The organism is Thalassococcus profundi (assembly GCF_003344785.1).
Taxonomy (GTDB): Bacteria; Pseudomonadota; Alphaproteobacteria; order Rhodobacterales; family Rhodobacteraceae; genus Puniceibacterium; species Puniceibacterium profundi.
On sequence record NZ_QPMK01000022.1, the window covers coordinates 1 to 25500 of the forward strand.

Annotated in this window: 21 protein-coding genes and 5 pseudogenes; 3 read left to right on the top strand and 23 right to left on the bottom strand. The window is 60.8% G+C overall.

The window, feature by feature from the left end:
- Positions 1-183: pseudogene (locus tag DU478_RS23440) on the top strand (lytic transglycosylase domain-containing protein); the annotation flags it as partial.
- Here DU478_RS23440 and DU478_RS20010 read toward each other — a convergent pair.
- From DU478_RS20010 to DU478_RS20030, 4 genes and pseudogenes are all read right to left on the bottom strand, one after another.
- Positions 145-405 (bottom strand): annotated as a pseudogene (locus DU478_RS20010) (endonuclease); the annotation flags it as partial. The pseudogenes DU478_RS23440 and DU478_RS20010 overlap by 39 nt on opposite strands.
- Positions 392-985 (bottom strand): helix-turn-helix domain-containing protein, encoded by a 594-nt coding sequence (locus DU478_RS20015; RefSeq protein ID WP_114512661.1) that lies wholly within the window; start codon positions 983-985, stop codon positions 392-394. The pseudogene DU478_RS20010 and the gene DU478_RS20015, both read right to left, overlap by 14 nt.
- Before the next feature lie 516 nt (positions 986-1501).
- Positions 1502-1708: a hypothetical protein gene (locus tag DU478_RS20020; RefSeq protein ID WP_007120662.1), complete on the bottom strand. Its 207-nt coding sequence runs from the start codon at positions 1706-1708 to the stop codon at positions 1502-1504.
- Between the two features lie 538 nt (positions 1709-2246).
- Entirely contained in the window at positions 2247-3176 is a 930-nt protein-coding gene (locus tag DU478_RS20030) for a DUF2493 domain-containing protein (RefSeq protein WP_114512663.1), read from the bottom strand.
- Positions 3177-3859: 683 nt separating this feature from the next.
- Here DU478_RS20030 and DU478_RS20035 point away from each other — a divergent pair.
- Positions 3860-4942 carry an AAA family ATPase gene (locus DU478_RS20035; RefSeq protein ID WP_081536350.1) on the top strand — a complete coding sequence of 361 codons (1083 nt, stop codon included), beginning with the start codon at positions 3860-3862 and terminating at the stop codon, positions 4940-4942.
- A complete protein-coding gene (locus tag DU478_RS20040) occupies positions 4848-7313 on the top strand; it encodes a S8 family peptidase (RefSeq protein ID WP_114512664.1) in 2466 nt (821 codons plus the stop codon). The genes DU478_RS20035 and DU478_RS20040 overlap by 95 nt, the downstream gene beginning before the upstream one ends.
- A gap of 166 nt (positions 7314-7479) precedes the next feature.
- On the opposite strand, the gene DU478_RS20045 is transcribed toward DU478_RS20040, so the two are convergent.
- From DU478_RS20045 to DU478_RS20130, 19 genes and pseudogenes are all read right to left on the bottom strand, one after another.
- Positions 7480-8208 carry a DUF736 family protein gene (locus DU478_RS20045; RefSeq protein WP_114512665.1) on the bottom strand — a complete coding sequence of 243 codons (729 nt, stop codon included), beginning with the start codon at positions 8206-8208 and terminating at the stop codon, positions 7480-7482.
- Between the two features lie 124 nt (positions 8209-8332).
- On the bottom strand, positions 8333-8635 hold the full coding sequence (locus DU478_RS20050) for a hypothetical protein (protein ID WP_090525091.1): 303 nt from the start codon (positions 8633-8635) through the stop codon (positions 8333-8335).
- A gap of 100 nt (positions 8636-8735) precedes the next feature.
- Positions 8736-9197, bottom strand: coding sequence for a DUF6915 family protein (locus DU478_RS20055; protein WP_114512666.1), 462 nt, complete (start codon positions 9195-9197; stop codon positions 8736-8738).
- 1 nt (position 9198) lies between these two features.
- Complete coding sequence (locus tag DU478_RS20060; protein ID WP_114512667.1) at positions 9199-9585, bottom strand: DUF6878 family protein; 387 nt, start codon at positions 9583-9585, stop codon at positions 9199-9201.
- A 121-nt stretch (positions 9586-9706) separates the two neighbouring features.
- Entirely contained in the window at positions 9707-13969 is a 4263-nt protein-coding gene (locus tag DU478_RS20065) for a strawberry notch family protein (protein WP_114512668.1), read from the bottom strand.
- A gap of 103 nt (positions 13970-14072) precedes the next feature.
- Complete coding sequence (locus DU478_RS20070) at positions 14073-14225, bottom strand: antitoxin PaaA2 family protein (protein WP_043754116.1); 153 nt, start codon at positions 14223-14225, stop codon at positions 14073-14075.
- The gene (locus DU478_RS23220) at positions 14215-14379 is read right to left on the bottom strand and encodes a hypothetical protein (RefSeq protein WP_009819683.1); all 165 of its coding nucleotides are present in this window, start codon (positions 14377-14379) and stop codon (positions 14215-14217) included. The genes DU478_RS20070 and DU478_RS23220 overlap by 11 nt, the downstream gene beginning before the upstream one ends.
- Before the next feature lie 94 nt (positions 14380-14473).
- Positions 14474-14992 carry a type II toxin-antitoxin system YhaV family toxin gene (locus tag DU478_RS20075; RefSeq protein WP_114512669.1) on the bottom strand — a complete coding sequence of 173 codons (519 nt, stop codon included), beginning with the start codon at positions 14990-14992 and terminating at the stop codon, positions 14474-14476.
- Positions 14989-15315 carry a type II toxin-antitoxin system PrlF family antitoxin gene (locus DU478_RS20080; protein ID WP_005668772.1) on the bottom strand — a complete coding sequence of 109 codons (327 nt, stop codon included), beginning with the start codon at positions 15313-15315 and terminating at the stop codon, positions 14989-14991. The genes DU478_RS20075 and DU478_RS20080 overlap by 4 nt, the downstream gene beginning before the upstream one ends.
- Before the next feature lie 125 nt (positions 15316-15440).
- Positions 15441-15644 (bottom strand): annotated as a pseudogene (locus DU478_RS23445) (DUF6927 domain-containing protein); the annotation flags it as partial.
- Positions 15638-16495 (bottom strand): annotated as a pseudogene (locus DU478_RS20090) (ParB/RepB/Spo0J family partition protein); the annotation flags it as partial. The pseudogenes DU478_RS20090 and DU478_RS23445, both read right to left, overlap by 7 nt.
- Before the next feature lie 209 nt (positions 16496-16704).
- On the bottom strand, positions 16705-17736 hold the full coding sequence (locus DU478_RS20095) for an IS110 family RNA-guided transposase (RefSeq protein WP_114512670.1): 1032 nt from the start codon (positions 17734-17736) through the stop codon (positions 16705-16707).
- Between the two features lie 217 nt (positions 17737-17953).
- Positions 17954-18298, bottom strand: coding sequence for a DUF3768 domain-containing protein (locus DU478_RS20100; protein WP_114512671.1), 345 nt, complete (start codon positions 18296-18298; stop codon positions 17954-17956).
- Between the two features lie 5 nt (positions 18299-18303).
- Positions 18304-19026: pseudogene (locus tag DU478_RS20105) on the bottom strand (ArdC family protein); the annotation flags it as partial.
- Between the two features lie 40 nt (positions 19027-19066).
- The gene (locus DU478_RS20110; protein ID WP_233501470.1) at positions 19067-19537 is read right to left on the bottom strand and encodes a hypothetical protein; all 471 of its coding nucleotides are present in this window, start codon (positions 19535-19537) and stop codon (positions 19067-19069) included.
- Positions 19538-20756: 1219 nt separating this feature from the next.
- Positions 20757-21968: a plasmid replication protein RepC gene (repC, locus tag DU478_RS20115; RefSeq protein WP_114512704.1), complete on the bottom strand. Its 1212-nt coding sequence runs from the start codon at positions 21966-21968 to the stop codon at positions 20757-20759.
- 213 nt (positions 21969-22181) lie between these two features.
- Positions 22182-23111, bottom strand: coding sequence for a plasmid partitioning protein RepB (repB, locus tag DU478_RS20120; protein WP_102888752.1), 930 nt, complete (start codon positions 23109-23111; stop codon positions 22182-22184).
- Positions 23095-24288: a plasmid partitioning protein RepA gene (gene repA / locus DU478_RS20125; RefSeq protein ID WP_048535388.1), complete on the bottom strand. Its 1194-nt coding sequence runs from the start codon at positions 24286-24288 to the stop codon at positions 23095-23097. Before repA ends, repB begins: the two co-directional genes overlap by 17 nt.
- Before the next feature lie 134 nt (positions 24289-24422).
- Positions 24423-25304: a recombinase family protein gene (locus tag DU478_RS20130; RefSeq protein ID WP_114512673.1), complete on the bottom strand. Its 882-nt coding sequence runs from the start codon at positions 25302-25304 to the stop codon at positions 24423-24425.
- Between the last annotated feature and the right edge of the window lie 196 nt (positions 25305-25500).

A 25500-nucleotide genomic window follows, 5' to 3' on the forward strand; every position in this document is an offset into this window, starting at 1 on the left:
ACCACCGCCCTGCGCTATGCCGGCCATCCCGGTCTTCGCCGCGCGGGTCTGTCCGTCACGGATTGGCTGACCCTCTATCGAGCCAATATCGAGGTTGAGAGCGCCTACCGGCAGGATGCGATTTCAAGTGCAGGTGCCATTGGCCTTGCCATCCAGAAACCCGCTACTGTCCACGATATGGGTGGACTTGGTGGTGAGGTAATCGAGCTGGTTTGCGAGCTGCAATTTGGTATGCGTGCCCCCGCCCCGGATCGCCTTGAAGACCGCCGGACGGTGCCCGGCTGCCGCGCGCATGAGCTGGGTCTGCTTGGCCGCGTGCAGCCCCTGCATCGAGCCCCGGACGCGGCTCCAGCCATCCCGAAAGACCTCGCCCGTGACGGCATGGACGGCATCATTCAGCCGCATGGGCAAACTCCCTCAGCGCGGCCGTGGCCTGCAGCTGCATTGCGTCGCGACGGCGGCGCAGGAGCAAATCGATCTCGTCAGCAGAATCCAGGATGAACCGCGCCAGCCCGCGCATCTGCGCAAGGCGCAATTCGGTGAACTCGGCACTCGTGCCCCCCGCGGCCCCCTGCCCCCGCCGGTTGGCCTGCGTCATCTGCTTGGCGATCTGCGCGACCCCATTGCCGACCTCGTGCAGAGAGGCGCGGTAGCGCGCCATCTCTGCTGCCATCTGCGCGTCCGGAACGAACACCCCGCCTGCCGCCTGAATGAGCCGCCGCAACCCCTCGGCACGGCTCTCGATCCCCGCCTTCGCCAGCACCGCGTCGAGCGCCGCCAACTCCGCAGCCGTGACCTTCACACTGACCGCTGAGACCGGAATTGCGGCATCCGTCTGGCGCTCGGCATCGGCTTTGAGCGTGTACTGGATCGCCCGCACCGACACGCCAAACCGTTCCGCCAGCATTGAAGTGGAAACGCCTTCTGCGGCTTCGCGAACGATCTCCATGCGGTCTGCATCTGTGAGACGTTTTGAGCGCGACATGCGAAGAAAGACCCCCTATTTCCTGCCACCTTCCACCAAGGCTGCCCCCGCCTTACGATATTATACCGAGCTGTCAATTATATACTTACGTCGCATTCAGGTTCAGGCAGCCTTGGTGTCCGCTTCACGCCGCGGCCCGCAGGGACGCGGCTCTGCCGCCCTCACCACCGGGCGACACCTGTCCTAGGGGCCCCGTCCGCCAGCCCCGCCCGAGGCTCTGGCCGAACACGCATGTGTTCGGACGGAACCGCGGGCGGGCGCAAACCCCACCGACAGGGCGGACAGGCAGGGTCAAGGAGGGCCAGATTTGGGTCCCCAAATCTCTGCCGCAAAAACCGGGAGGCCCTAGCCGATAGGTTTTTGTGGATGGCCCCCTTGAGGCTGACTGGCCGGTTTGTCGCGGACTGGTCATTCCGGGCGGAGTGCGTCCGTTGAACGCGCAAGGACCAGCATCCCTGGAACAGGGATCGGGCCGCCCCAAGATCGTCCTGGGGCGGCCCATCCTCGTCAGAGGATTCAGTCCTGGGGATCTTTCGCGCTCGGTGGGAACATCACCAGCTCCGAGACCGCGACCGGGAAGTCGAGCTTGAGGCTGAAGAACTCCGAGCCGTCCCCGTTGCGAGTGTTGCGGAACATCGCACCCACGCGCTGAAAACGGGTGCGCTCCTGGCCATCGGTATCGGTGAACTTGACGGGGACGGTGGCGACGTAGTGGTTGGTCATTTGGGTCTCTCCTTGTTGCGATGGGGATCACCCGGCACGGGGGCAAGAGGGCTGGTCGCAAGCGCAAATGCGGAGGGTCCGCGGCTAGCCGTGGAAGCCGTATTTGTGCTTGCCGAAGCGTGAGCTGAGGGCACGATTGGGCCGACCCCGTGCGATCCACATCTATGAGCAAAAAGGAGAGACCCGGATGACCCTTGCTATCACGCAGCCGCCACCATCCGCGTCCGCGTCCCACCGAGCCTGACCGGGGTGCTGACGGAGCCCGCCCGCGTGGATGCGATGTTCCGAAACACGCCCCGAAGGACGTGCAGGTCTTCAGCCTCATGTGCGACGTCTCGACCCCTCGCGTCTTGCGCTGCTGACGATGTGCGTGATGGGCTCACCATCCCCATCCCGTACCGATGCGGATGGGCCGCACTCTGACGGACTGGGTAGAGGGATAACGGTGCTGGACGCCGCAGACTGCCGATCGCGCATGACCGATCGCACGCGCCATGAGACATGACGAAAGGGCCGCGCCAAGCGCGACCCGCTCTCTTCAATCCTGCGCGGTCTTCTTCGCCGGGTCAGCAACCCGCATGACCGTCAGACCTTTCGCTTCCGCCTTCTGTCCGAGGTTCAGTGCAACCCCGTTGCCGCCGAAGAGTACAACCCCCGTCGCCGCGAACTTGTCGTCCAGCATTTCGTCGTTGCACTTGAACGTTGCCGCGCGCCCGTGTGCAGACCAGCGCGGATCGAACCGCGCCTGCGCGACCCCGCGCGCCCGCGCGCACCGGGCCGCGATCATCTCCGCCCCGTGCTTGCCACCCTTGTGGCAGAGGAAAATCTCCTGGTTGCGGTTCTGTTTGATCCGTTCGCGAACCTTGTCGAGCGTGTTGAAGATCACATCGACATCTGTCCAGTCGGTGGCTCCTGAGACGATCAGGGGCACCCCTGAGACTTTCGATTTCTCGGCAGTCTCGCGGTCGTGCTGCTCCAGCAGTTGCCGCGCCTCGAAGACCGCCCCGGTCTCTTGCGCCCGGACGCTTGCGCGCGACCCGGCTGCCGGGATGAAGGCGTGGCCCGTCTCGATCTCATAACATTCCGCCGCTGCCTCGCTCATCACCTCGATGGCGCTCACAATCTCGCGCAGCTGCAGAAAGCGCGCCTGCGCCTCTTCGAGCGCGGTCTCGGCGATCTCCGATCCGTCATGGGATTTCGCCAGCGCGCCGATCTTGTCAGCGGTGCGGTCGACCTCCTTGCCGAGTGCCACCTTGCGGCGCTGCAGGATCGTCGCGAGCCCATGGGCCAGCGGTTCGATTTCCGCTTCAAGCCCGGTCCCGCGCAGCTGCCCGAGCAATGCCTCGAAGCTCTCGCGGATGATGCGGTCGGTCAGGATGTGATCCTCGGGGATCGGCAGCTGCGCGTCCTTCTCGGTCAGTCCGAAAAGCTCGATGGTCTCGTAGGCGTTTGCGGTGTCGTAAGCCATGTCTGGTCTCCAGTGTTCGGTTGCAAGGCCACCACGTGAGTGTGGGGGCATGGCCGAATGCCTGGTTTCCGAATCTGCCCGGGTCAGGGACGGCGCAGCCGCCGGCTTGCCGGGCGCAAAAGTTTTCCGAGCGCGGCACCCGACACATGCGCGCCCTCACGCACGGGACCGCCCCAAGCCACAGGCCCCGTCCTCGCCGAAAAGTTTTGCGATCCTTGACGCGGGCTGATTTGGGGGCCATCCGGAGGATATGCTTCCGCACTCATGTGTGTGTGTTTTGACGGTAGGTTTGACCGACCCGAGCAGGCAAACGGCCCGATCGGACGCGGGAGACGGATGGAGCGGCGGGATCGTTTTGCCACGCAAAACAGACCAGAGCGCAATCCGGCGGAGCGGCCGGGGAGGGACGTGCTCGCGAGGCGGGCAAACCGGGATGCCAGGCGCGACGCCGCGGTGAGGCCGCATGGCCGAATGCGCGACGGACCGAAGGGCCGTTCTCCCCTGCGACACGCGAAGCCGAGCGGGGGAGGCCGCAAGGCAAGCATCCAAGTCGATGCTCGAGAGCACAAAACCGACACACTCTGCTTCCAAACAGCGCAAATTGTCTGGTCTGCTGAGGAGTTCGAATGTAGAAAAGACCTTAGTATCATTGAAAATGATCATTCAGAAAGAGCAACTCGACCTTGGCTTCCGCCCAACAACTCATCGGTCTCGTCAAGAGCCACGCAGAAGGGGACGCTGATCGTTTTTACGATCTGGCGATGCAACTCTCTGCGGCTGAAGAGCAGAAGGGACATACCCGTCTGGCTGAACAGTTGCGACAATGGGCCGAAGCGGGACAGAAGCCGCCTTCGAAGCGAACCCCTGCGATCACTCCTATCGCAACACCCCGCGGTGATCTGGCGGAGTTCCTTGCCGCGTCCTATCCGACCGAGCGCCTCGTCGATGTCATCTTGCCAGACAGGATTGAGAGCGAACTCGCGCATCTCGTTGTAGAGACACGAATGCGCGAAAAGCTCGAGGCGAAAGGGTTGAAGCCACGGCGGCGCGTTCTCCTCTCCGGTCCTCCCGGAACCGGCAAGACCCTGAGTGCTTCAGCGCTTGCCGGTGAGCTGCAGTACCCTCTCTTTTCGGTCATGCTCCACGGACTGATCACAAAATTCATGGGTGAAACAGCGCAGAAGCTGAAGATGATATTCGATGCCGTCAAGACGACGCGCGGTATCTATCTCTTCGACGAAATCGACGCTTTGGCCGCGGCCCGGGGCGGTGAGAACGATGTCGGTGAGGCCCGGCGGGTTCTGAACTCGTTCCTGCAATTCCTGGATGAGGATACCGGGCCTTCGATCGTCATTGCCACTACAAACCTGCCGGGAATTCTTGACCGCGCTGTGCTGCGCCGCTTTGATCTTGTTTTGCCATATGTCATGCCCGATGGCCCTGCCATTCGGCAGGCGCTCGAACGCCGTTTGATCGGCTTCTCACTCGCTCGCATGGGATGGAAACGGGTTATAGACGTTGCCACAGGCCTCTCAACGGCCGATGTTGTGGCAGCGGCGGAAGATGCCGCTCGACGTGCTGTTCTGAATGATACCGACAAGATTGCGACACAGGATTTGCTTGATGCCCTCGAACGCCGACGGTCGCTCCAAGAACTAGGGACCGATGACAATGGCACGAGACCTTCGGCACTTCCACCTTCGCAATCTCGGACAACCTCGCCCGTTCCAAGCAAAGGGCGGGGGCGGGTCCAAAAGACCAAGTGATGTCCCCAATCGCGCGGCGCACGCCCAAGCATTGCTTCAGGCCATCGACGCGCTGCCAGATATTCCAGCAGCCGAACTTCCCGGCGTCTATCTGGAAGTACGCTCGCGTATCGACGAGCGCCTGAAGAAAGGCAGCCTCGACGCTAGTGGCCTGACTCTCCTTCGCGTCGCCGAGACCCCTGATCCCGGTGGCACCGAAGAGCGCGCGACGGTGTTTGCGACAGCCAAGGGTATTGAAAAGCTGCGCAAGAAGGTCGAGCAGTTTCGGACGGAAGACACACCCGACCGGGAAAAGGATGGTGAATTCATCCCAGGCCGTCCGAAGAACGCGGATCTGGTGCAGAGCGTCGCTGCCATCACGGAAGCGGGATTGCGTGCCCTCTGGCGCAGCCCTTCAGCCAAATTTCCAGCAGCGGATGTTGCGACCATCTGGGAGGTTTGGCTCGAGCCTCAAATGACCGAAGGTTTCGTCGCGGCCGCACCAAACTATGGCGTTACCGTGGGAGCAGATCGGCTGGAGTTTCCCGAAGATATCGTTGTGATCGTAGAGGCCGATCGCAATCAGCTCGCCCAAGCCGTCCGCCGACTAGGCGGCGTGCGCGCCCTTGCTGCTCCCACCATCACAGCGGATTTCTTCGACGGCTTGCCGGTGGCAGAACAGGCGCAGTGGGTCGACGAACTCGCGGGTCGTACGACCTACACTGACAATCCCGATCCTAGCTACGTCACGCTTTTGGATACCGGTGTCAGTCGCGCGCATCCTCTCATTCAGCCGGCGCTCAGCGTGGATGACCGACATGCCGCCAACCCGGCCTGGGGGCTGGAGGATGTGAAGGGCCATGGCACGCAGATGGGAGGACTGGCGCTCTTTGGAGACCTGACGCCGAAACTGCACCAGGCGAATCCGGTTTCTGTCGTGAACCGTCTGGAATCCGTGAAGCTGCTGCCTGATGCAGGGATGAACCCGCATTATCTCCTCGGCGCGGTTACCAGGCAGGCGATCAATACAGTAGAACAGGTCGGCCCCCGGCGCCGGACCTTCACCATGACCACGACGACGGGTGAGGACACCCCGCATGACGGCGCGCCGACGTCCTGGTCGACGGAGGTCGATCAGCTCGCCGCCGGTGTTTCAGGTGAGGTGAAACAACAACGCTTGGTGCTTGTCTCCGCAGGGAATACCGACAACTTCACCTTTGGTGCCGGAAACTACCTGGACCGATGCGATCACGAAGACAACGAAATCGAGTCGCCTGCCCAAGCGTGGAATGTTCTGTCTGTTGGGGCCTTTACAGAGAAGACCGTACTGCCAGACGGAGAGCCGGCCCAGGCGCTTGCACCATTCGGCGATCTATCGCCAGCTTCGAGAACTGCATCGTGGTCGTCCCATTGGCCGAACAAGCCGGACGTCGTCCTTGAGGGTGGAAACTGGGCGCTAAGTGCCATGCCACCGCCAATGCGGCATGGATGGTTATCGCTGCTTTCGACTCACCACAATTACCCAGTCCGATCCTTCACATTCACCTTCGATACCAGCGCGGCGACCGCGCTTGCCGCGAAGGATGTAACGGAACTCTGGTCGGACTATCCGACGCTTTGGCCCGAGACAGTGCGTGGTCTCTACGTGTCGTCAGCGCGGTGGACGCAGCAGATGCGTGCGCATCTGCCGGCCCAGCCAAACAAGGGTCACTTCACGCCCCTTTTTCAGCGCTATGGGTATGGTGTGCCGGACATGGCGCGTGCCCGCCGCAGCGCGTCGAACGCGCTGACCCTCATCGTGGAAGATACGATTACGCCGTACGGGATTTCAGAGAAGACCGGCGGTGATGTCCACAATGAAATGAAGCTGTTCGCCCTTCCCTGGCCCGTTGAGGCTTTGCGCGCGCTCGGCAATGCCGATGTGACCTTGCGGGTGGCACTCAGTAGCTTTATCGCTCCGAACCCGTCCGAAGCCTCGCGCGGCGTTCGGTATCGCTACGCGTCCCACAACTTACGTTTCCAACTCAATCGCGCTGGCGAGAACGAAGCCCAATTTCTGGCCCGGATCAGCAAGGCGGCCGAACAGCCCGATGGTCCTGCAAGCGACGAAGATGATCTTTGGGACTTCGGTAGCAATCGGCGCCATGTCGGGTCGCTCCATATAGATCAGCTGACATGCAGGGCTTCAGATCTGGCGCGGCGCAACTTGCTGGCTGTTCACCCAGTCACCGGTTGGTGGAAGTCGAAAAAGCTTCTCGCTGAGAGTTTGCCTTCCGTACGCTACGCACTGATTGTGGAAATCGACGCAGCAGAGTTGGACACCGAGCTCTACGCCGAGGTTCAAGTTGCTGTTGACGCATTGATTGCCGCTCAAACAGTTGTACAAGTCTGACTTTAATCGAAACTCCGCGCGGCACTTCCGATCTAGCAGTCTCATCTACACCGGAACGCCATATGAAGTGGCAGTTCGATCGCTCTATTGAAGCAAGCACAGCAAAAGGGGAACCGTGAACCCACGGCTCCCCTTGCAGTTCAGATGTTCAAGCCTCGTACCAAGGTCACGCGACCAGCGAGAGCCCCGTGCCCGCGTCCTGCGGTTGCTCACCGCTGTCGATGAACGGGATGATCGAGAAAGTCTGGCCACCGCGCTGTTCTTCGTTCTGGACGGCGTTGACACGCAGGTCGCCATCGGGCGTGTTGATCAGCAGCGAAAGGTAGTCATTGCCCGTGCGGCTGCTCTTGGCCATCCACGCCGAGCCAACGCGGATCGGTGTGCCCCGGGGCGAGCTGACCTCGATGCGGTAGTCAGGGTGGGTCTCCTCGGTCTTGTAGCTGTTCTCGATCAGCATGAACTCCAGATCGAACATCATATTGGCGATGTAGCCGGTGAAGGCGTTGTCAGCGTCCATGGCGGTGAGCTCGCCCGAGATCGAGCCGGATTTCATCAGGCCGTTCGAGACCAGCGGGATGATCTCGAATTCGCCGCTCTGGGCCGCGCGCGCCTCTTTCGTCTGCACCGCGTTGACCCGGAACGGGCCGAGGCCGACATCGATCTGCATGGAGATGTAGGGGTTACCGCTGGTATTGCCGGTCTCGTTCCAGGCTGTGCCGATGCGCACCTTGCGGCCCGACTTGTTGACCGCGGTTACATCAAAATCCGGGCTGCGTTCGGACATCTTGGCCCGTGCCTCGAGCTGGATGGCAATGTCAAAGCGCGTCGAATGGATCATGCCGGTGTATTCGGCGGCTGCGGTCTCGACGTTGCGGGTGAGGGTTCCTGCGAACATGGGATGGTGCCTTTTGGATTGGCCGGTGCCTGACGTCCTTGCCAACGCATCCGGGATTGCTTTCTCGACCCCTTGAGGGATCACAAATCAGAAAGCCTGCTTTCCTTTCAGCCCCGCCCACGGGTCAAAGCTGCCGTCCGAGTGGGAATGCCCCCGCGCCTCCGGGTGCTACGCCCCTCCCCTGCCCGTCTGGTCTTGATTGGTTGCCCGGATTTTCTGCGGCGTCCTTCGATTGCGCGACGAAAAACTCCGTTTCTTTTCCGTTCAACCGGTGCCCGCCCCGGTCGGTCAGACCGATGCAGCTACCATTCGGCACATAGGTGATGAGGTACTGACCGAGCCGGTCCTTGTGGACGACGTAGCCGGTATTGGCCCAATGCACGGTCTGGCCCGCATCGACGGCCGCCTTGATATCATTGAGTGTCATGCGATCCTCCTCAAGAAGAATGGTGGGGAAACGACGCAAGAAGCCCGATCTTCCAACCGGGCTTCCATACAGTATTCGTTTGGCAAACGGCCGAGAGCTGTCAGGCGCTTTGCGTGGCCCGCGTCGCGCGCGCCGCCATCCAATCTTTCAGGCCAAGAACCGTTCGTCCGGCGGCGACCTCGGAGGCCCAGGCAACCCTTGGGTCGCCGCAGGGCTCATCGCCGGAATGCCGGTCGATGTGGCCATTGGCCATCCATGGCTCAGGCTGTATCCGTCGCAGCCAGTCCGCCATGCTCGGGATGCGGCCCTGGCAATCTTCACGGACATGCTGCTCACCGATCCAGCGCACGGGAATGTCCCGACCCGCGCTATTGGTCAGGGTCAGGCCGAAGACACGTTCGGATTCGAACAGGCCTTGGGAATGATGACGCAAGGCGCGGTGCGTGAAGAGCGCGAGGTGCTCTTTCGAGGCGTCGAACCAGTCGTGCACGGCCTGATAGTCAGACGGCACCCCGCCGAATTTCCGGGCAGAGCTTTCGGCATGATGAAGCGGATGGGCCATCTCACAGCCCCTCGTCATAGCTGTGCGAGCATTCGACATAGCGGTCCGCGTGATCGAGCGTGATGCTGTCTAGTGCTATGTCCCAGGTCAGCGTGCCGTAGCCGCCCTCGTTGTTTTCGAACCCCGGGTGATGGTGATAGGCGAGCGACCAGGCGAAGTCGCCAACCTCTGTGGCAAGCGGCTCAGGCAGTTGGACCTCTGCAGGCTGCACCGTCACATCCTCGACATTGCCGGAGTCGCCATAGCCTTCGTATTCGGCAGTGACCCCGCTGATGCCAAGCGCACGTAGTTGCGCGAGCAGCTCCGTGCGGGATGCCTTCAAGGTGGTTTCACGCTCTGCGCGCCACTGAGCCGCCATTGCGGCATAGTCGATCTGGGGATTGGTCATGGGTCTGTCCTCTCATCTGAAGTTGGGGGGCTGAGCGTGGCATTGGTCTGCCCGCGCCCCGAAAGCGCAGACCGGTGAAATCCAGATCCGCGACGCCCGACCGGAAGCCCGCTTTGACTTTTCAGGCGGCTTGTTCTGCCGCTCTAGCGGCTCGCTGGTCCACGATCCGGGCCAGAATGCTTCCCGTGTCGATCCCGTCCCCATGCGGCAGGAACACCCGCAGCTGGAAGGAGATGATCTCCGTGAAACACCCCATTGCCTTGAGGCCATCAATCATGCCCCGATCCGCACCACCCAGCTCGAGACGCATCTCGCCTGCGACCCGGCGACGGGTCAGGGTGAGACCCCGGCCCAGATCGACAGGCGCGGTGGTGCCGAGGGCGGCGGTCAACATCTCCTGCGGTGTTTGCGGGTTGGAAACGAGGAAGCGGGCGCGCAGCGCGGCCGCCCCTTCCTCGCTCAGCGTGCGCCCGATCATGGCGGTCGCCCCGTCGGGCGTGACCCTGTAGATGCGCTCATTGGTGGTCGGGATGTCCTTCCAGATCGGCAGCAGCAGCCCGGTCAACAGGTAGAGCTTGGTCGTGGTGGTTTTTGGCAGGGATGCGGCCTCGGCATCCCAAAGCCGTGCAAACTCGGGCCTGTCGATGTCTTCCCAGGCCGAGGACTCGAACCGTGCCTCTTCGAGATAGTTCGACCCGTTTGGCCGCACCGCCTTGCGCATGAGCGTGACTATATCCTCGTCATACATCTGCATAGGACGCGCCGAGATGAGCGCCGCGCGTCCCGAAGCACGGTTAACCATCGGTAGCTTGTCGGGATTGCGCGACATGGCCTCTTTGGCGTCCAGTACATGGACTGGGTCGGTCACCTCGAGCCCGATGATCCGCGTCACGGCGCCGGACTTTGGGCAGGTCCAGAGATCCTCTGTGGAGACCTGTTCGATCTTTTGGCCACGCAGGGTTTCCACGCCGAAATCGAGCGTGCCCGCCGCGCGCGCCCGTTCGGTCTGATCAGCGATCCGGCGCATGAACTCGGCAAAGAGCGCTTTCTGCATGTGGATGGGAAGGGCCAGAACCCGGTTGAGAAACCGCTGGATCGGGGGAAGCTCCTCAAGGAGCACCCCGTCCTTGTCGATCAGCCGCAGGGCCGTCCAGTCGGTGAAGCTCTCGTAGCTCATCGCCTCAGCGCGCCCGGCGGCAAGATCGGCGAAATACCCACGTAGTGCGGCCCGCGCGATCGGGCTTTCGAGATTGTCCTCCTCCCGGAACATGCCCTGCGAGCCGGTCTCGCGCTGACCCTTGGTCAAGGCCCCCAGCTGGTCGAGGCGCTTGGCTATAGTCGAGGTGAAGCGTTTCTCGCCATGCACATCGGAGGTGCAGACCCGGAAGAAGGGCGCGCTGACCTGGGCAGAGCGATGCGTGCGGCCGAGCCCCTGAATGGCCGCATCGGCGCGCCAGCCGGGCTCCAGTAGATAGTGCCGCCGCCGTTTCTGGTTCTTCGCCGTTTGGGCCGCATGGTAAGATCGGCCCGTGCCGCCTGCATCGGAGAAGATCAGGATATCCTTTTCGCCGTCCATGAAGGCTTGGGTCTCGGATGAATTGCTGCTGGCGGCGCGCTTTTCGATGAAGAGGTGGCCATCCTCGGCCTTCAAAGGGCGGATGGACCGACCCGTGACCTCTGCGACGGCCTCGTCGCCAAAAGCCCAGAGGATCTGATCGAGCGCCGAGGGGATCGGGGCGAGCGTCATCAACTCCATCATGGCCGCATCGCGCAGGGCGAGCGCCTCGCGCGAGACAACGAGCGCGCCGGTCTCATCCCGCAAAGGTTCCGCCACCATATTGCCGTCAATTTCCACAAGCTTTTGCGCATGAATCGGGAAGGCCTGTTCGAGGTATCCCAGGACGTAGTCGCGCGGCGTTAGCGCGCCCTCGACCAGCTCGTCCTCCGGGTCCATCGTCTCAAGCCGACGTTTCAGCAGGCTTTCGCCTGTAGAGACCACCTGGATGACGCAAGCCTTGCCCGCCGCCAGATCGTCCTTGATCGCGCGGATGATGGTCGGGGCTTTCATGCCCATCAGGAGATGGTTGAAGAAGCGCTGCTGCGTGCTCTCGAAGCGGGACTTGGCCGAGGCGCGAGCGGCCGAGGCATTGGTCTCTCCCGAAGCATCATTGACGCCGGTCGCGGTCAGTGCCGCCTCGAGATTTTGATGGATCGTGCGAAACGCACCCGCATAGGCGTCGTAGATCTCGATCTGGGCCGGGGTGAGCGCGTGTTCGAGCACGTCATACTCCACGCCGTCGAAGCTGAGGGCGCGGGCCGTGTAGAGCCCGAGCGTCTTGAGATCGCGGGCAACCACCTCCATGGCGGCGACACCGCCGGCTTCCATCGCCGAGACGAAACTCTCGCGGCTCGGGAAAGGGTATTCGGGGCCTTGCCCCCAGAGACCGAGACGCGCGGCATAGGCCAGGTTGTGCACGCTCGTGGCGCCCGTGGCCGAGATATAGAAGACGCGAGCGCGCGGCGCGGCCAGTTGCAGCCGGAGGCCAGCAAGGCCCTGCTGGGAGGGTTTGACCCCCCTGCCCTGCCCAGACCCTGCCGCGTTCTGCATGGCATGAGCTTCATCGAAAGCCAGCACGCCGTCGAACCCCTCGCCCATCCAGTCGAGGATCTGGCTCAATCGCGTGGTGCCGCATTTGCCCGCGGACCGCAGCGTGGCGTAGGTGACAAAAAGGATACCGTCGCCCATTGGGACGGGCTGGTCCGGTTTCCATTTGGAAAGCGGCTGAATGTCGGCAGGCGAGCCGCCGAGATCAGTCCAGTCGCGGATCGCGTCCTCGATGAGCGTGGCGGATTTGGAGACCCAGATCGCCTTCCTGCGCCCGGCCAGCCAGTTCACGAGAATGAGCCCCGCGCATTCGCGCCCCTTGCCGCAACCGGTGCCGTCGCCGAGGAAATACCCGAGGCGATAGGCCCGTGTGTCCGGATCATCATCGGCGCGCGTCAGCTTGGTCTGGTCATCATCGATGGTAAACCGACCGGGCAGGTCGCGCCCATGGGCGTCATGCGCCATGATGATGGTCTCGAGCTGCGCCTCGGAGAGATGTCCCTCCTCGATCAACCGTGCGGGCAGTCGCAAGTCATCACTGCCCGTGTTTGAGGGCATGGGCGGGGCAACCGAGGCCATGGCGATGCTTTCAACGAGCGGCGTGGGACGTTCCTGCGCACCCGCGATCTCGATCCGTTGCGGGCGGTAGCGCGCATAGATGTCCGAGACGGGCGTGTTGTCGCGCGGGACATCGAAGCTTGTGAAGCTGAGCGGGATGGCAGCATTGGCCCGGGGTTTGGAGGCGGCAACAGGCGCAGCGACGGTCTTGCGCGGGGCAGATGATGGAACGGTCGGCCGAGCATGAGGGATCGCTTCAGCCCGTTGGGCAAGGCGCATCTCGGGCCGGGTTGCGGCCACAGCGTCGACATATGCCAAGGCTTCATCCAGATCCCGCACAGGGACGCGGATCATCTCACCGTCTTCCTGCACCTTGTCGAAGACCATCAGCTGGGTTTCGACAGATGTTCCGAGCTTGCGGTAGACCTGCCCCGGCATCGTCAACGCCAAGCGCGGCGTCAGGAGACCGCAGGCGCGTGACCAATGCGCGGCATCGCGTTCGGGCGTGAACCCCGGCGGCATGATCGCCACCAGCCGCCCACCGGGCGCGAGACGCTTTGCAGCCGCGATGAGATGTTTGGCGGCGATGTGCTTGTCCCGCGACCGATCGACCGAGGAGGCGAAGGGCGGATTCATCACCACGACGTCGGGTAGAACCGGCGTCTGCAGCAGATCATCGATATGCTCGCCGTCATGGCCTGTGACCTCTCCGCCGAAAACCGCGCGTAGGAGGCGCTGGCGAAAGGGGTCGATCTCGTTGAGCAAAAGCGTGGCACCGGCCCGGGCGGCAAAAGCGGCCAGTGCACCGGTGCCAGCCGAGGGCTCCAGAACGGTCTCGCCCTTGCGGATCGCCGTGGCCTGCAAGACCAGCGCCGCAAATGGCAGCGGCGTGGAAAACTGCTGCAGCCGGATCTGCTGCTCGGAGCGGCGGGTTTCCGTAAGTAGACGTGAGGCGAGGAGTTTTGCGTTGGCGATGTCTGCTGTGGCACCGGCCCCACGCAGAAGCACCTGGATGGCCGCTGCCTGCATCATGTCATAGGCCATGCGCCAGTCCCAGGCGCCACCGGCATCGCTGCCATGAAACGTCTCGCGCATGATACGCGCGAGCGCTGAACTGCGCAGGGGCTGGTCATCGACCTCCGTGCCGATTTGCGCGAGGGCAGAGGCGAGATCGGCTTCGGAGATTGCGAGAGCCGGGTTGGCCGTTCTGGGTTTGGACATGGGGATTTTCCTTTGGATCAGGGTCTGAGTTCCAAAGGACAAAAAGCCCGCTTTCGCTTTTCAGGGTGACGGGGGTCAGACCGCGCTGCCCCCCAAGGCTTGGTCAGGACTTGGGTTCGACCTGCCGCTTCGCATCAATCAATGCCTGTGCGGCCTGCATCACCTGAACCTGAGATGTTCCCGAGCGTGCATCCTCCAGCGCGGCCTGCACCTGCGCGCAAAACCACGTGTCATAAGAATTCGCTTCAGCGGCCACGGAAATGCTCCTCGAGCCCGATATCCAGCAGCTTGCCGAGGTCATCGGGCATGTCTGCAACGCGCACAGCAATTGGGAAACGGTGCCCCGTCAGGTCAGGCGCGCATTGCTCCTCTAGCCCGAGGTGCTGCCTATCCTTTTCCGTCTCATTCATTGTGCTTTCTCCGACCGCATTATCAGCCGATGCTACATCTTCGAGCGTGGCGTCGTAAACGATAATGCCAAAGGGTCACAGCAAGCTGGCCCACTTACCGATCGGGCACCGCTTCAAGGGATTTCTCGAATCGCTTGCCTGCCGCTGCAGCTTCTTTCAAGAGCGCGTCGAAATTGTCAGGTGGGTTGCCATCTTCCAGCATCCCTTTGAACGTCGCATAGGCATCCGTCTTGCTGCCATAGGCGCGCAGGGTCTTGTCGTCGTTCACCCATGCCACCACGATGACCTTCGCATCGCTGTTGAACCGGTAGAACAGCCGATACTGCTGGAAGAATTTCGCCCGGAACCAGTGCTTGCGGTGATCGCCGAGTGTGCCGCCTTGCCGGAAGGCGGCGGCACCCGGATCTGCCGGTATGGCCTCGGTGACCAGCTTGAAGATGGCGGCCAGCCGTTTCGTCGGGTTTTTCTTGTGCCAGGTCTTGGGATCGCGTGCCTTACGCACCTCGACCTCCTCGACCAGCCCTTCGAGCTGGTCCAGAAAGAGTGGGTGCGCATAAATCGACCATCCATTCACGACAAGGGGCGCTTGGGCGGGCACGCTATCGCCGCTCATTCATCCTCGAGCGATAGCGGCGCATCGAGATCGACATCAACGTCTCCGACCAGTGCTGCAAGACGGTCATGCAAAGCCCCATCGAACGCCCGAATGCGGTCGGGATGCGCCTTGATATCGGCCTCGACAAAATCGAGAAAGGCTCCGAGCACGGGATCTTCCTCGTCGCTGCGCACGGGCTCGATATAGACCCTGCCACTCGGCTCGGTGCAGTAACGAATCTGGTCGCCCTTGCCCAGCTTGAGTTGCTTGCGAACACCCGCCGGCACGGTCGTCTGATACCGATCCGTGAGTTTCGAGACATCTTGTGCGAGCGCTGTCATGGCAGTCTCCTGAAAGAGAGGGATCTTTGCTGCCTGCGATAGGTAATGCATTTGCATTGCCTTGTCAAGACAAGCCGCAGCATCTGCTGTCGCCGGGCAGGTCGATGACCCGTCCGGCGCAGGACCTAATTTCGCCTCGCCAGGAACTCCGCCAGCACCGGGCTGGCAGCACCTTTCGCGGAGCTGAGTAGCTCCGAGCCCGCGAGCGAGGCTTTCGACAGGCGCACGAGCCCGCCGGTTTCCTCGATGCGGTAGCAGCGGCGTTTTTGCCGACCCCGCCTGTAGTGGGTCGCGGTGACGATCTGGCAGGTGCTGCCATCGGTGAGGAGCCGCGTGCGCCCTCCTCTTTGACGGTGTCCTCGGGGCGGACGAGGCCAACATGGAGCGTGATCTGCCCACCCTGCCACGAGGCGATCACCCCAGACCGTGCGAGGTCCTCGGCGCTGTAGGCCTCCTGCAGATCGCGGGCTTCCTCTTCCAACGTGTCCACGCGCTCGTAAAGGGCGTTGTAGGCACCGTCCTCGAGCCCCTCATCCTCCATCTCGAGCTGCAATTTCTCGAGCTCGGCGGTGATCTCGTCGATGCGCTTCTGGGCGGCTTCATCCGGCTCGATCGGGCCGGGATAGACGCGGCCGTAGTCAGCCATGGTCGCGTAATCATAGCGGACCATCGCATCGGCCCAGGCAAAGCCCAGCTTCATACGCGCCTCTTCGGCGGCGGCCCCGAGCTTCTCGAGCAGGATGGTCTCGACCAGTGCTACATCCTCGAGCACGGAATGTTCTTCCAGAAGATCAGCCGCGACAGCACCGCCACGCGCCTCGTAGTCTTCGCGCACGAAAGCCCCGATATCGTCGCTGACCTGCACCCCGCGGGATTTGAGCGCCTGACGGACGGTATAGGCCTGCAGATAGCCGCCGTCTTTCGTGAGCGCCTCGAAGACCTCGCGCTGCGCCTCCTGGCTCGGATGCTCAGCAAAGGCCTTCATCGTGTCGAGCGTGATCACCTTGCCCCGAGCCGCGGCGCGGATGTCGGGGTGGATCAGGCCATAGCGCAACCGGCCTTTCACGGCGGCCACCGTGGTGCCGAAGGTTTTTGCAATGGTCTCCGGCGTCTGGCCGTCGACCTCCATCATCCGGGCGAAGGCCTCGAACTCGTCGATCGCGTTCATGGGGGCTTCGCTCTTCCGTCCGTAGTCAGCCTCATAGCTGCCACTCTATGCCTGGTCCAAATCTGGTCCTGGGTGCCCATCTTTCCCGCGTATTCAGCATTTGCTGATAACTTGCGGGCCTTCGGCATCTCCAGGAACCTCGTCCCGGCAAGGGACCTCGACGTACCTGTCATGAGGCGCAGCTCAACCCTCCGCTCTGAATTGTCCTTGAAGCTTCCCGCTCATGCAGTCGCGCCGGAGTTCTGCGTGTAGCGGAACGGCGTGCCGTCTATCCACATGCGGTGCAAGACGACGCCAATGCGTCGAGCAAGTGCAATCATGGCCCTCTTCGCTCCACGCCTGTGCGCTACTTTAAGTGCCCAAGATTGCAGCCAGTTCGGGGCACCACGGTGCATCAGGATCATCGCTGCCTGATACAACGCGGTTCGAAGCCCGCGATCACCGGCTCGCGTGATTTGTCCAACGATGTCCATCTCTCCGGATTGCGTGCGCCTTGGCGTAAGCCCCGCCCACGGTCCGACATCCTTCGACCGCGCAAAGCGGGTCGGATCATCAATCGCAGATTTGACCGTCAGGGCGACGATCGGACCGACACCTGGCATCGTCATCATCAAACGGCAAACATCGTCGTGTTTTGCCAGACCCGCGATTTTGGCATCCAAGTCAGCCAACTCGGTGCGCAACTGGGAACGCGCGCGCAGAAGAGCCTCAGTCGACGCGGACAGGATCTCATTCTGCTCAACCAGTTCCCTCACCCGGGCCTCGTACCTAATCCGGGTGACATGCCCCAGCTTCATGCCAAAGTTTCGCAGAACACCCCGCATCGAAAGCTCAAGGTTGATGATGGCCTGCTGAACTGACTTGCGCGCCGTCAGCAACGCGCGGATTTCCTGGGAGGACACAGATTTGCGGTGCACGGGCCTGTACCATCCCATTTGAAGCAAGCGCGCAATGCCCTGGGCATCGCGCCTGTCGGTCTTGATCGGCATGGCTTTCAAGGCTGCCTTCACTAATCGTGTTTCCATCATGACCACGTCAAAGCCAGCTTCTTCCATTTCCTTGCTCAGCCATTGGGACAAAGGTCCGGCTTCAAGCCCGATCGCATCGATCGAATATGACAATGACGCTATTGCACGTACCAATGCCTCAGGCTCGCTCTCCGCCTGCAATTCTTCAACGATCCTCCCCTGTGGCCCCAGCACACAAATCGCCGTGCTTGCCAGAGATACATCCAATCCGATAAATACATTCATGTCGTTGCCCTTCTATTCTTAGGAATTGAGGCGCATGGAAACATACGACCTCGTAGACGCGCTGCAGGCGCATCAAGGGCAACGGCACTCCACATCATGCTGACAAACAAGCGAAACGTGCTCGATTCGCCGACAGCCCCATTACGGCATCTCTCCCTTTGAGGGGTCAGTGGGCCTTCATCGTCTCGGATGTCAGGGGGAGGCATCCCCTGCCCTTCTACCAGTCGCGCGCCAGCATGATGGTCAGCACGCGCATGGTGGTAGCAGGATTGTCCGGGGTCTCAGCCCCGTAGCGGAAGTCCGAATCCGCCTCATAGAGATCGATCTTCCAGAACACGGTCTCTCCCCGGATCTCGACCGCCCCGAAATCGTGCCATCCCTCGGGATCATTCTCGGGCTCGAATGCATCGAACGCTCCGGTGGCCTTGACTGCCTCGGCCATGAAGCCGTCACCAGCCTCCATGATCGAGCGCGTGACGTGCATGCGGCCCTGGATCGGCTGCTCAGGTGGCACTCCGAGGCAGACAAGCTTGCGAAACGCGTCGTTCTGCGCCGCGATCACACTCGGATCTCCTCGCGCGCATAGGACGTGTTGCCAAACTTCGAGAACCCGAAATCACGGTTCAGTCGATGTGGGGCTTTCGTGGCATGGGCCAGCTCATGGGCCCAGACCCCGTAGAAATTGCGCGGGTCCTGGAACCGCGTGATGGACGGCATGTAAACCTTGTCCACGGGGGGCAAATAGTACGCCTCCGTGCCCGTGAAGACGGTTGTGATGTCGATGGCATCGAAAAACGCCTGCATGTGCGGGATGGGCTCGGACGGCGGATGCTCGGGCACGGGCTCCGGGTCAGGGTAGAAGCTGTCGGGCAGGCCATCGATCTGGCAGGCATTGAACACGCGGTAGGATTTCTGGAAGCGGAAGATGCGGGCTTCCTCGGAGTGATCATCCCCGTCGCTGCGGTCGTCCTCGCCGCCCGCGTCTTTCCGGCTTTGACCGTAATAAACGACGACAGAGGACTTCTCGCCCTTGCGGACCTTTGCGTCCAAGGCATTGGCTTGCGGCAACGTCATCCAAAAGGGAGAGCTGTGGCCCGCCATCACGGTCCGCATCGTCAGCAGGAAGTTGTTCACCCCCTGGTAGGGTTCACCACCCACGCGCAGGGGACGAGAGCTGCCACCTGCGGTCTAGGGCTTGCGCCACGGCAGGACGCCGCGCTCGATGATGCGGATGATTTCGTTTGTGATGACCTCGGAGGCATCGAATTTGGGCGTGCGGGATCGGGCCATGGCTGGCCTCCTTTCGAGTTTTGGTGAGAGGAAATGGTGATCAGATTGACTGACGGGGCCGCGGATCGTTGACGATCCTCGCGCCGAGGACTTCGACCATGTCGATGTAGGTGGTCAGCGACACGGACCTGCCAGGACCACAAGGGTCAGAGTCGTCCGATCCGTCCCGTGCCACCCGCGGCAGGTTCGCGAAGGCGATGACATCGGTGACGGGTCGGATATCGATGAACGGGGTGCCACGTGAGACCGCAAGAGTGGCCAAGGGAAAGCGCTCGATCGGCGCGAAGGTTGAAACGGTGGTCCAACCGAGATGGATGAATGTCCCGCCCTCTCCGCAAATAACATGCGCGTTCGGCAATAACGCCGCCTGCTTCAGATAGCTGAGATCACACAGGACGGTCTCGCGCTCGCGCCGCTGTGCCTGCCCCGTCTGGCCGGATCGGCGTAGTTCCTTGTGTCGCCACCACGAGGCAGCGGTCGCGCGCAATACGCGCAAGACACCTGTTTGCATTAGAATGCCCTTCATCAGGAACGGCAGACCGGAATCCGGCCCGGACCCATCTGAGGGACCCCAAAGGCCCTCATCCGTCAGTCACAAAACCCGAAGGACACTTTCACTTTTCGTGGACCAAACCCATGAAACACCCAACCGCCACCGAACTGTACTGGTACGACGGGATCAGAACTTCCACAGGGCCCATCGGCTAGACCTGTGGCGGTTCCTTCTTCACGAGATAGCCCAGACCGCTCAATCGGCCCGCAACTGCCAACTTCTTCGTAGAGCGTGCTGATACTTTGGCTTCCCGTCGATGTAGCGGATCGGCACCCTGGAAAGGGAAACCATGTTGATGAAGGCTGTTATGGGCATGATTTCTCATCGCGAATACCAAAAAACGCAATAACCTATTGTTATTAAATCGTTTTCCTCCATCTGATGGATCAGATCATTCCGCAGCCAACATCAAAGCACTCTTTTGAATAGTTCGGGTGTCATGAAATCAAGAGATTGAGTTGCAACCGCTGTTCTGAGATGTCCTCGTCGTCCACTACGACCAAATCAGCGGAACGCGGGACCGCTGGCAACTAGCTGCTGCGCTTGAGGAGCCGATTGCCTCGCTGGCCATGTCGCCATTATCGAAGTGACTGAGAAGTTATGGGGTCCCCTTCCCAGCGCGCGGGAATTCGAGGATCGAACCCTTGGTCAAACGGTTTTGGTAACCATCGACCGTCTGCTCCTTGTGCGCTACGGCCCGTAGCCACGATATCATGCAACAGACATCCACAACCTACCTCTCAAGCATTAGCACCGATGAAGGCCAAGCGAATATCCGAGGCCAGGACCCAAATCGCCGTCAGCAGGCGCCGGATAGCGTAGAGCCAATTGTTGAGGGTATTCATCATCAGATCTCAGACATCGAAAAGGGCAGGGGCCGCGGAGGCGCGCAACTGCTAGGTTGGCTGCAGCGCAACACTCTGTATGTTCTTCGCTAGCCGCCTTTGCGCTACTAGCAGCGATGGTCACCAGCTGAGGTTTTATCATGATGATCGGGATGCCCTCGTCATCAGATCTTCGCCGCGACGAAGGCGAAAGCCACTTTCACGATCTCAAATATCGCCACACCTCAACCCCCTAACTTTTCTCTCTCGAACACCGTTTGTGTGCCGAGAGCCTACTTAACAGCTGTTAAGTTATGCCATGCCAGCCGCACGAGATCGGAGTTTAACAGCTGTTAAGCCGCGTTCCGCCGGCCAATCAATGCCATGACCATTGGGCCACAGGAAAACTCGCCTGCCGCAGCTTTGGTAGTCAGAGCTCGCAAGTATCCACCAGGCGATCTTATGTCGGCGAAGCGTTCCAGCATGGCAGCAACGACGATCGACGCTTGCTCCGGACCCATGAACCGCTGTGCTTCTTCCCATGCAGACGCACTGATCCCCATGGCTGGCCGCACATGGCACGCCGCATCGAAGAGCTGATGCCAATGCCGGATCTCACCTTGGTAGAAGGTCTTAAGCGAGGGACATGCCGCGATCACTAGGTGGAGCGGGATCTTTGGCAGGTGTCTTGTGTCCTGTTCATCAACGTCAGCCACCGGCTCATTCGTATCCACATCTGGCACACCCGCCGCCGCCCCGCCTTTTTTTAAAGCAGGTTCAAGATCTATAGATTCTTTATTTGAATTATGATGGTGACGCTCAGATTGGGCATCATTGGTGTTCATTTCTTCTGTTTCAGGGCCATCAATGATGTTGCGTGCCTGGTCAAGGAGAGCTTCAAGGTCGGCTCGATAGGCCGCAAGGTCCTCAATTGAAAGCTTGCGGCGAAGCGCGCGGGCTGTGAGGGCAGCCTTGTCGCGAAGCTGATCCCAGAAGCCTAGGCCTGGCTGCATCTCGTCTCCGAACTCTGCGAGGGCCGCGAGATCACGCCGCATGAGGCTTACGACCTCTCTCAGACGCCTGACGCGCTCCTTAGCCTCACGTACGGCCTCTGCCGCCCGTGCTATCTCCTCGGACTGGCAGTAGAGCGGGGAAAGATCGAAGCCAAAGGCGACGCGCTCTTCGCCGTGCTTGCGGACGTAGCGCTTTCCATTGGGGCTATCACGCCGCTGGAGCAAGCCAGCCTCGACAAGACGCGCGAGGTGACGACGCATAGTGGAGCAGGGCATACCATTCAGGCGCTCACAGATCGCCTTGTTCGAGGGGAAGACTACCATCTCGGCGTTCCCGCCAAGTGCATCGTCTGGAAAGAAGCTGAGGAGCCCCTGCAAAACAGTCAAATCACGTTCTGACACGCCAAAGGCCGCTTGCGCCTTGGAGAGCTCGCGCAGGAGTTCCCACTTGTTAACGGGTCTGGCCGGAACAGATGCCTCGGGTCGCTCGATGACGCGCAAATGGCCGTGCGAAATCGGCCGCATAAACGGCGAAATTGGTGTGTAATCCATGAAAATGTTCACGAAGACAAAAATTCTAGGGCCCGCGAATCGCTTTGCGCTTGCGGGGTAGGGGCCAGAACGCTACATTCAGAGGTGCGAAAACTGAGATTTTGTAGCGGGCTGATCCCGGTGCGAAACCTTACAAAGGTCTCGTGAAGCTAGCTTCTCGGGGCCTTTTTCTTTTTGCCTGTATCGTGCCTCCTTCTTGTTGGTTGCTCTTCCTCAGTCTTCTGAACGCTTCCAGCGCTCATGAAGCTCGGTAATCAGCTTTGGGGCATTGCCCTCCAACCAGCTGATAAAATCAGGTTCATCCGTCGTCAGATCGAGTTTAAGCTGCTTGCCTTGGCGGCCGGTCTTGACCGTCGCAGCTCCGACACCGGGGATCGCCAAAGCAGGCACGCCTTTTCTAGACGGGCTTGCTTTCTTCTCTGCGCTCTTCGCAGCTGCAAGAACTGCGAGAAACGCACGCTCAGAAACCTCATCGACCGAGCCGGAACTTTCGGACTTAGCTGCATGAGCTACGGCTTGCAGTTGGTCTCGATCGCCGTCGTAGGCACCCAAAGCCTTTTTGAGCTCTTCCCATCTCGGGCGACCAATCCCGGGAGCCGCACCAATTGCCTGGATGAGTTCTTCGCCGACCGTCCGAACGACACTCAAGAGTTGTGAAACCCCAGCTTCGTGGAGGTTAAGGACTTCGGCGACACCTCGATTGGTGCGCTCAGCCCCTTCCAAATGATCACCGTCCAGAAGTGCCGTCGCAACGAGCGCACGCTCAATAAAGCTCAGATCACGACGCTCTTGGTTCTCGAGAAGCTGATCTCGAAGCGCTTGATCACCCTCAACCTCTGTTACGATGGCTCGAACTTTGATACCGAGTTCGCGACATGCTTCTAAGCGTCTGCGGCCATAGATCAGGTTGTAGCGATCGCCTTCCAGTGGGCGGACCAAGACAGGCACACGCTGACCGTTCTTGGAAATAGAGTTCTTCAGGCCCTCAACTTCAATCTGAAGCCTGTCATCCAACCGTCCTTCGGTAACAATCTGCGCCGGATCGATCTCAAAAACACCGCCACGCAGTCGGCGCCCTTCAAGAGCGTCAGGAGCGTTGCGAAGGGTCTGCAGCGGCAGGCCAAGTTTAGGCTTTCTTGCCATTCCGCCCCCATGTGTTCTGGATGATTTCAGCGATCTCATCGTTCACTGCGTTCATAGATTCGATCGCACGATCAAACGTCTGACGCGTGAAGTCCCTCTTGTCAGCTTCGTAGAGCGTTTGCTTGGTCAAGCCGGCATCAGAAATTGCGGTCGATTCAACCATGTGATTGGTCAGGACCGACCTCCCAAACAGCCCGCGAATGAAGGCGATGACTTCGGTTTGTGGCGCGTCGCCGACTTTGTATCGCGTTGGCAAGAAGCGCAGCCAATCGAAGCGCAGATTTGCGCCTGCATCCCTGATTACTCCCAGGAGATCCGCCGTCATTCGCAGGAATTGGGACATCGACATAAGGTCAAGCATCTGCGGGTGAACCGTCACGAGGACGCCCGAGGACGCGGAAAGTGCTGACATCGTCAAGAAACCAAGCTGCGGCGGGCAGTCGATCACAACAACGTCGTAGTTCGCTTCAACACTATCGAGTGCGTCATGAACTCTCGCGAAGAACGCTTTCGCTCCGCCTCGCTGGATAGCAGCAGGCGTCTCGTGCTCGAACTCCATGAGTTCAAGGTTGCCTGGGATGAGATCAAGGCCGCGAATGTAAGTCTTGCGGATCACTTCGGAGATCGGAACCGGATCGTCGTAGCGAACGGCATCATAGAGGGTTCCGCCCTCCATGAGGTCGAGTTCTGGCTGGATTCCGTGAAGAGCCGAAAGAGATGCTTGGGGGTCGAGATCGATCGCAAGAACTCTGTACCCCTTGAGCGCCAAGCGCTGAGCGAGGTGAGCAGACGTCGTCGTTTTGCCGCTTCCGCCCTTGAAGTTCACCACTGAAATGACTTGAAGCTCGTCACCGTCGCGACGCCCAGGCACGTAAGTTCCAGACTTTTTTGCGTTTCCTTCAAGCGTCTGCCGGATTTCCCAGATATCGTCGAGCGTATAGCGGCGATGACTTCCCGCCGTCGTCTCGACGTCAACGATCTTTCCTTCTCGATGAAGCTTCCGAAGATAAGTATGGTCGACGCCAAGGAGCTCAGCAGCTTCGCCGCTGGTCAAAGTGCGCATCACCTTCTTTGCATCCGGTGGGAAGTGCGCAGCGCGCTGAGCATGCAGGTTCGACGCGAGAAGTTCCGCGTAGTGCCCGATGGCGATATCTAGATCCTGTTCTGCTTCGCTCATGTCTGCCCCGATCCGTGGGCGCGTTTTTTATGTGACCGCGCGTTATTTTTCGAGACTATTGCCCGACCAGCCAGATTCGTGCAAGCACTTTCTAGATTTAGTGGTAATCCGTTAGGCCAACACAAGTGTCGTGTTCACAGGAGCCCCAACTTTTTCGCACGCTCAAGCAGCATTTTGACCGAAGACGGCTGCCAGCTAGTGCGGCCTCGAGGGGTGCGCTCACGCATCGATTCTAGCCGGTCGCAGATCGCCTGCAGTGTGATTTCGGGGCCCGAGCCTTTGATGGCAGCCACGATAGTCGGCAGGCGGTCATCGGTTTCGCGGCGTCCGGCGCGGCCAAGGACTTCATCTGGTAGAAACCCGTCGCGGACATAGGCTTTCACAGCACGAAGTAGGCGGCTTTGGGTCCAGTGCCGGTCGTGGGGCAGGGGGCCATTAATGATTCGCAAAACATCTTCCCAGGCCATATCCGGCCGTAGGCGTCGCACGTGGGGCACCCAATCCTGCGCGGTTTCGTTCAGGCGCTCCATGTAGCCGTCCTGTCGTGCCAGCCGCACCTTGCGCAGCGCGTCGGGGTCTTTGGTGCGAAGCCCAGGATTGCCACCAACGCGCCCTTTGGCGCGCGCAGAGGCAAGCCCGGCCTTTGTGCGCTCACGTATCAGCGCGCGCTCGAACTCGGCCGCGGCGCCCAGAACCTGCAATGTGAATTTTCCTTGAGGGGATCCGGTGTCGATCGGGTCCTGAATGGAACGAAAGAACGCTCCCTTGGCCTCCAGACGTTCGATCACCTCCAGCAAATGCGACAGAGACCTCGCAAGCCGGTCGATCCGCACAACGACCAGCGTATCGCCGCTCTGAACGCGTTCGAGCAAACGCGCGAGTACAGGACGCGCGCGATTGCCGCCTGAGGCGTGCTCTTCAAAGATCTCGGCACAGCCCGCAGTTTGCAGGGCCTCAGACTGGGGCAGGGGGGTCTGATCCTCTGTCGATACGCGGGCGTAGCCTATCAGGGGCATGAAAATCGGCCGTTTGCAATTTCATATACCGTTACTAAACGACCATTTGTAAACGAATGCAAGGGCGTGCACTTTGGCGCTGTTCAGCAGGGAACCCTTAGTTTCCATACGCTGAACACGATCAGAGATCTCTCGCAGACCACCGCGCGCGCGTGCCATATAAGGAGTGTGGGCGCACCCAAATAAAACCCTTGGG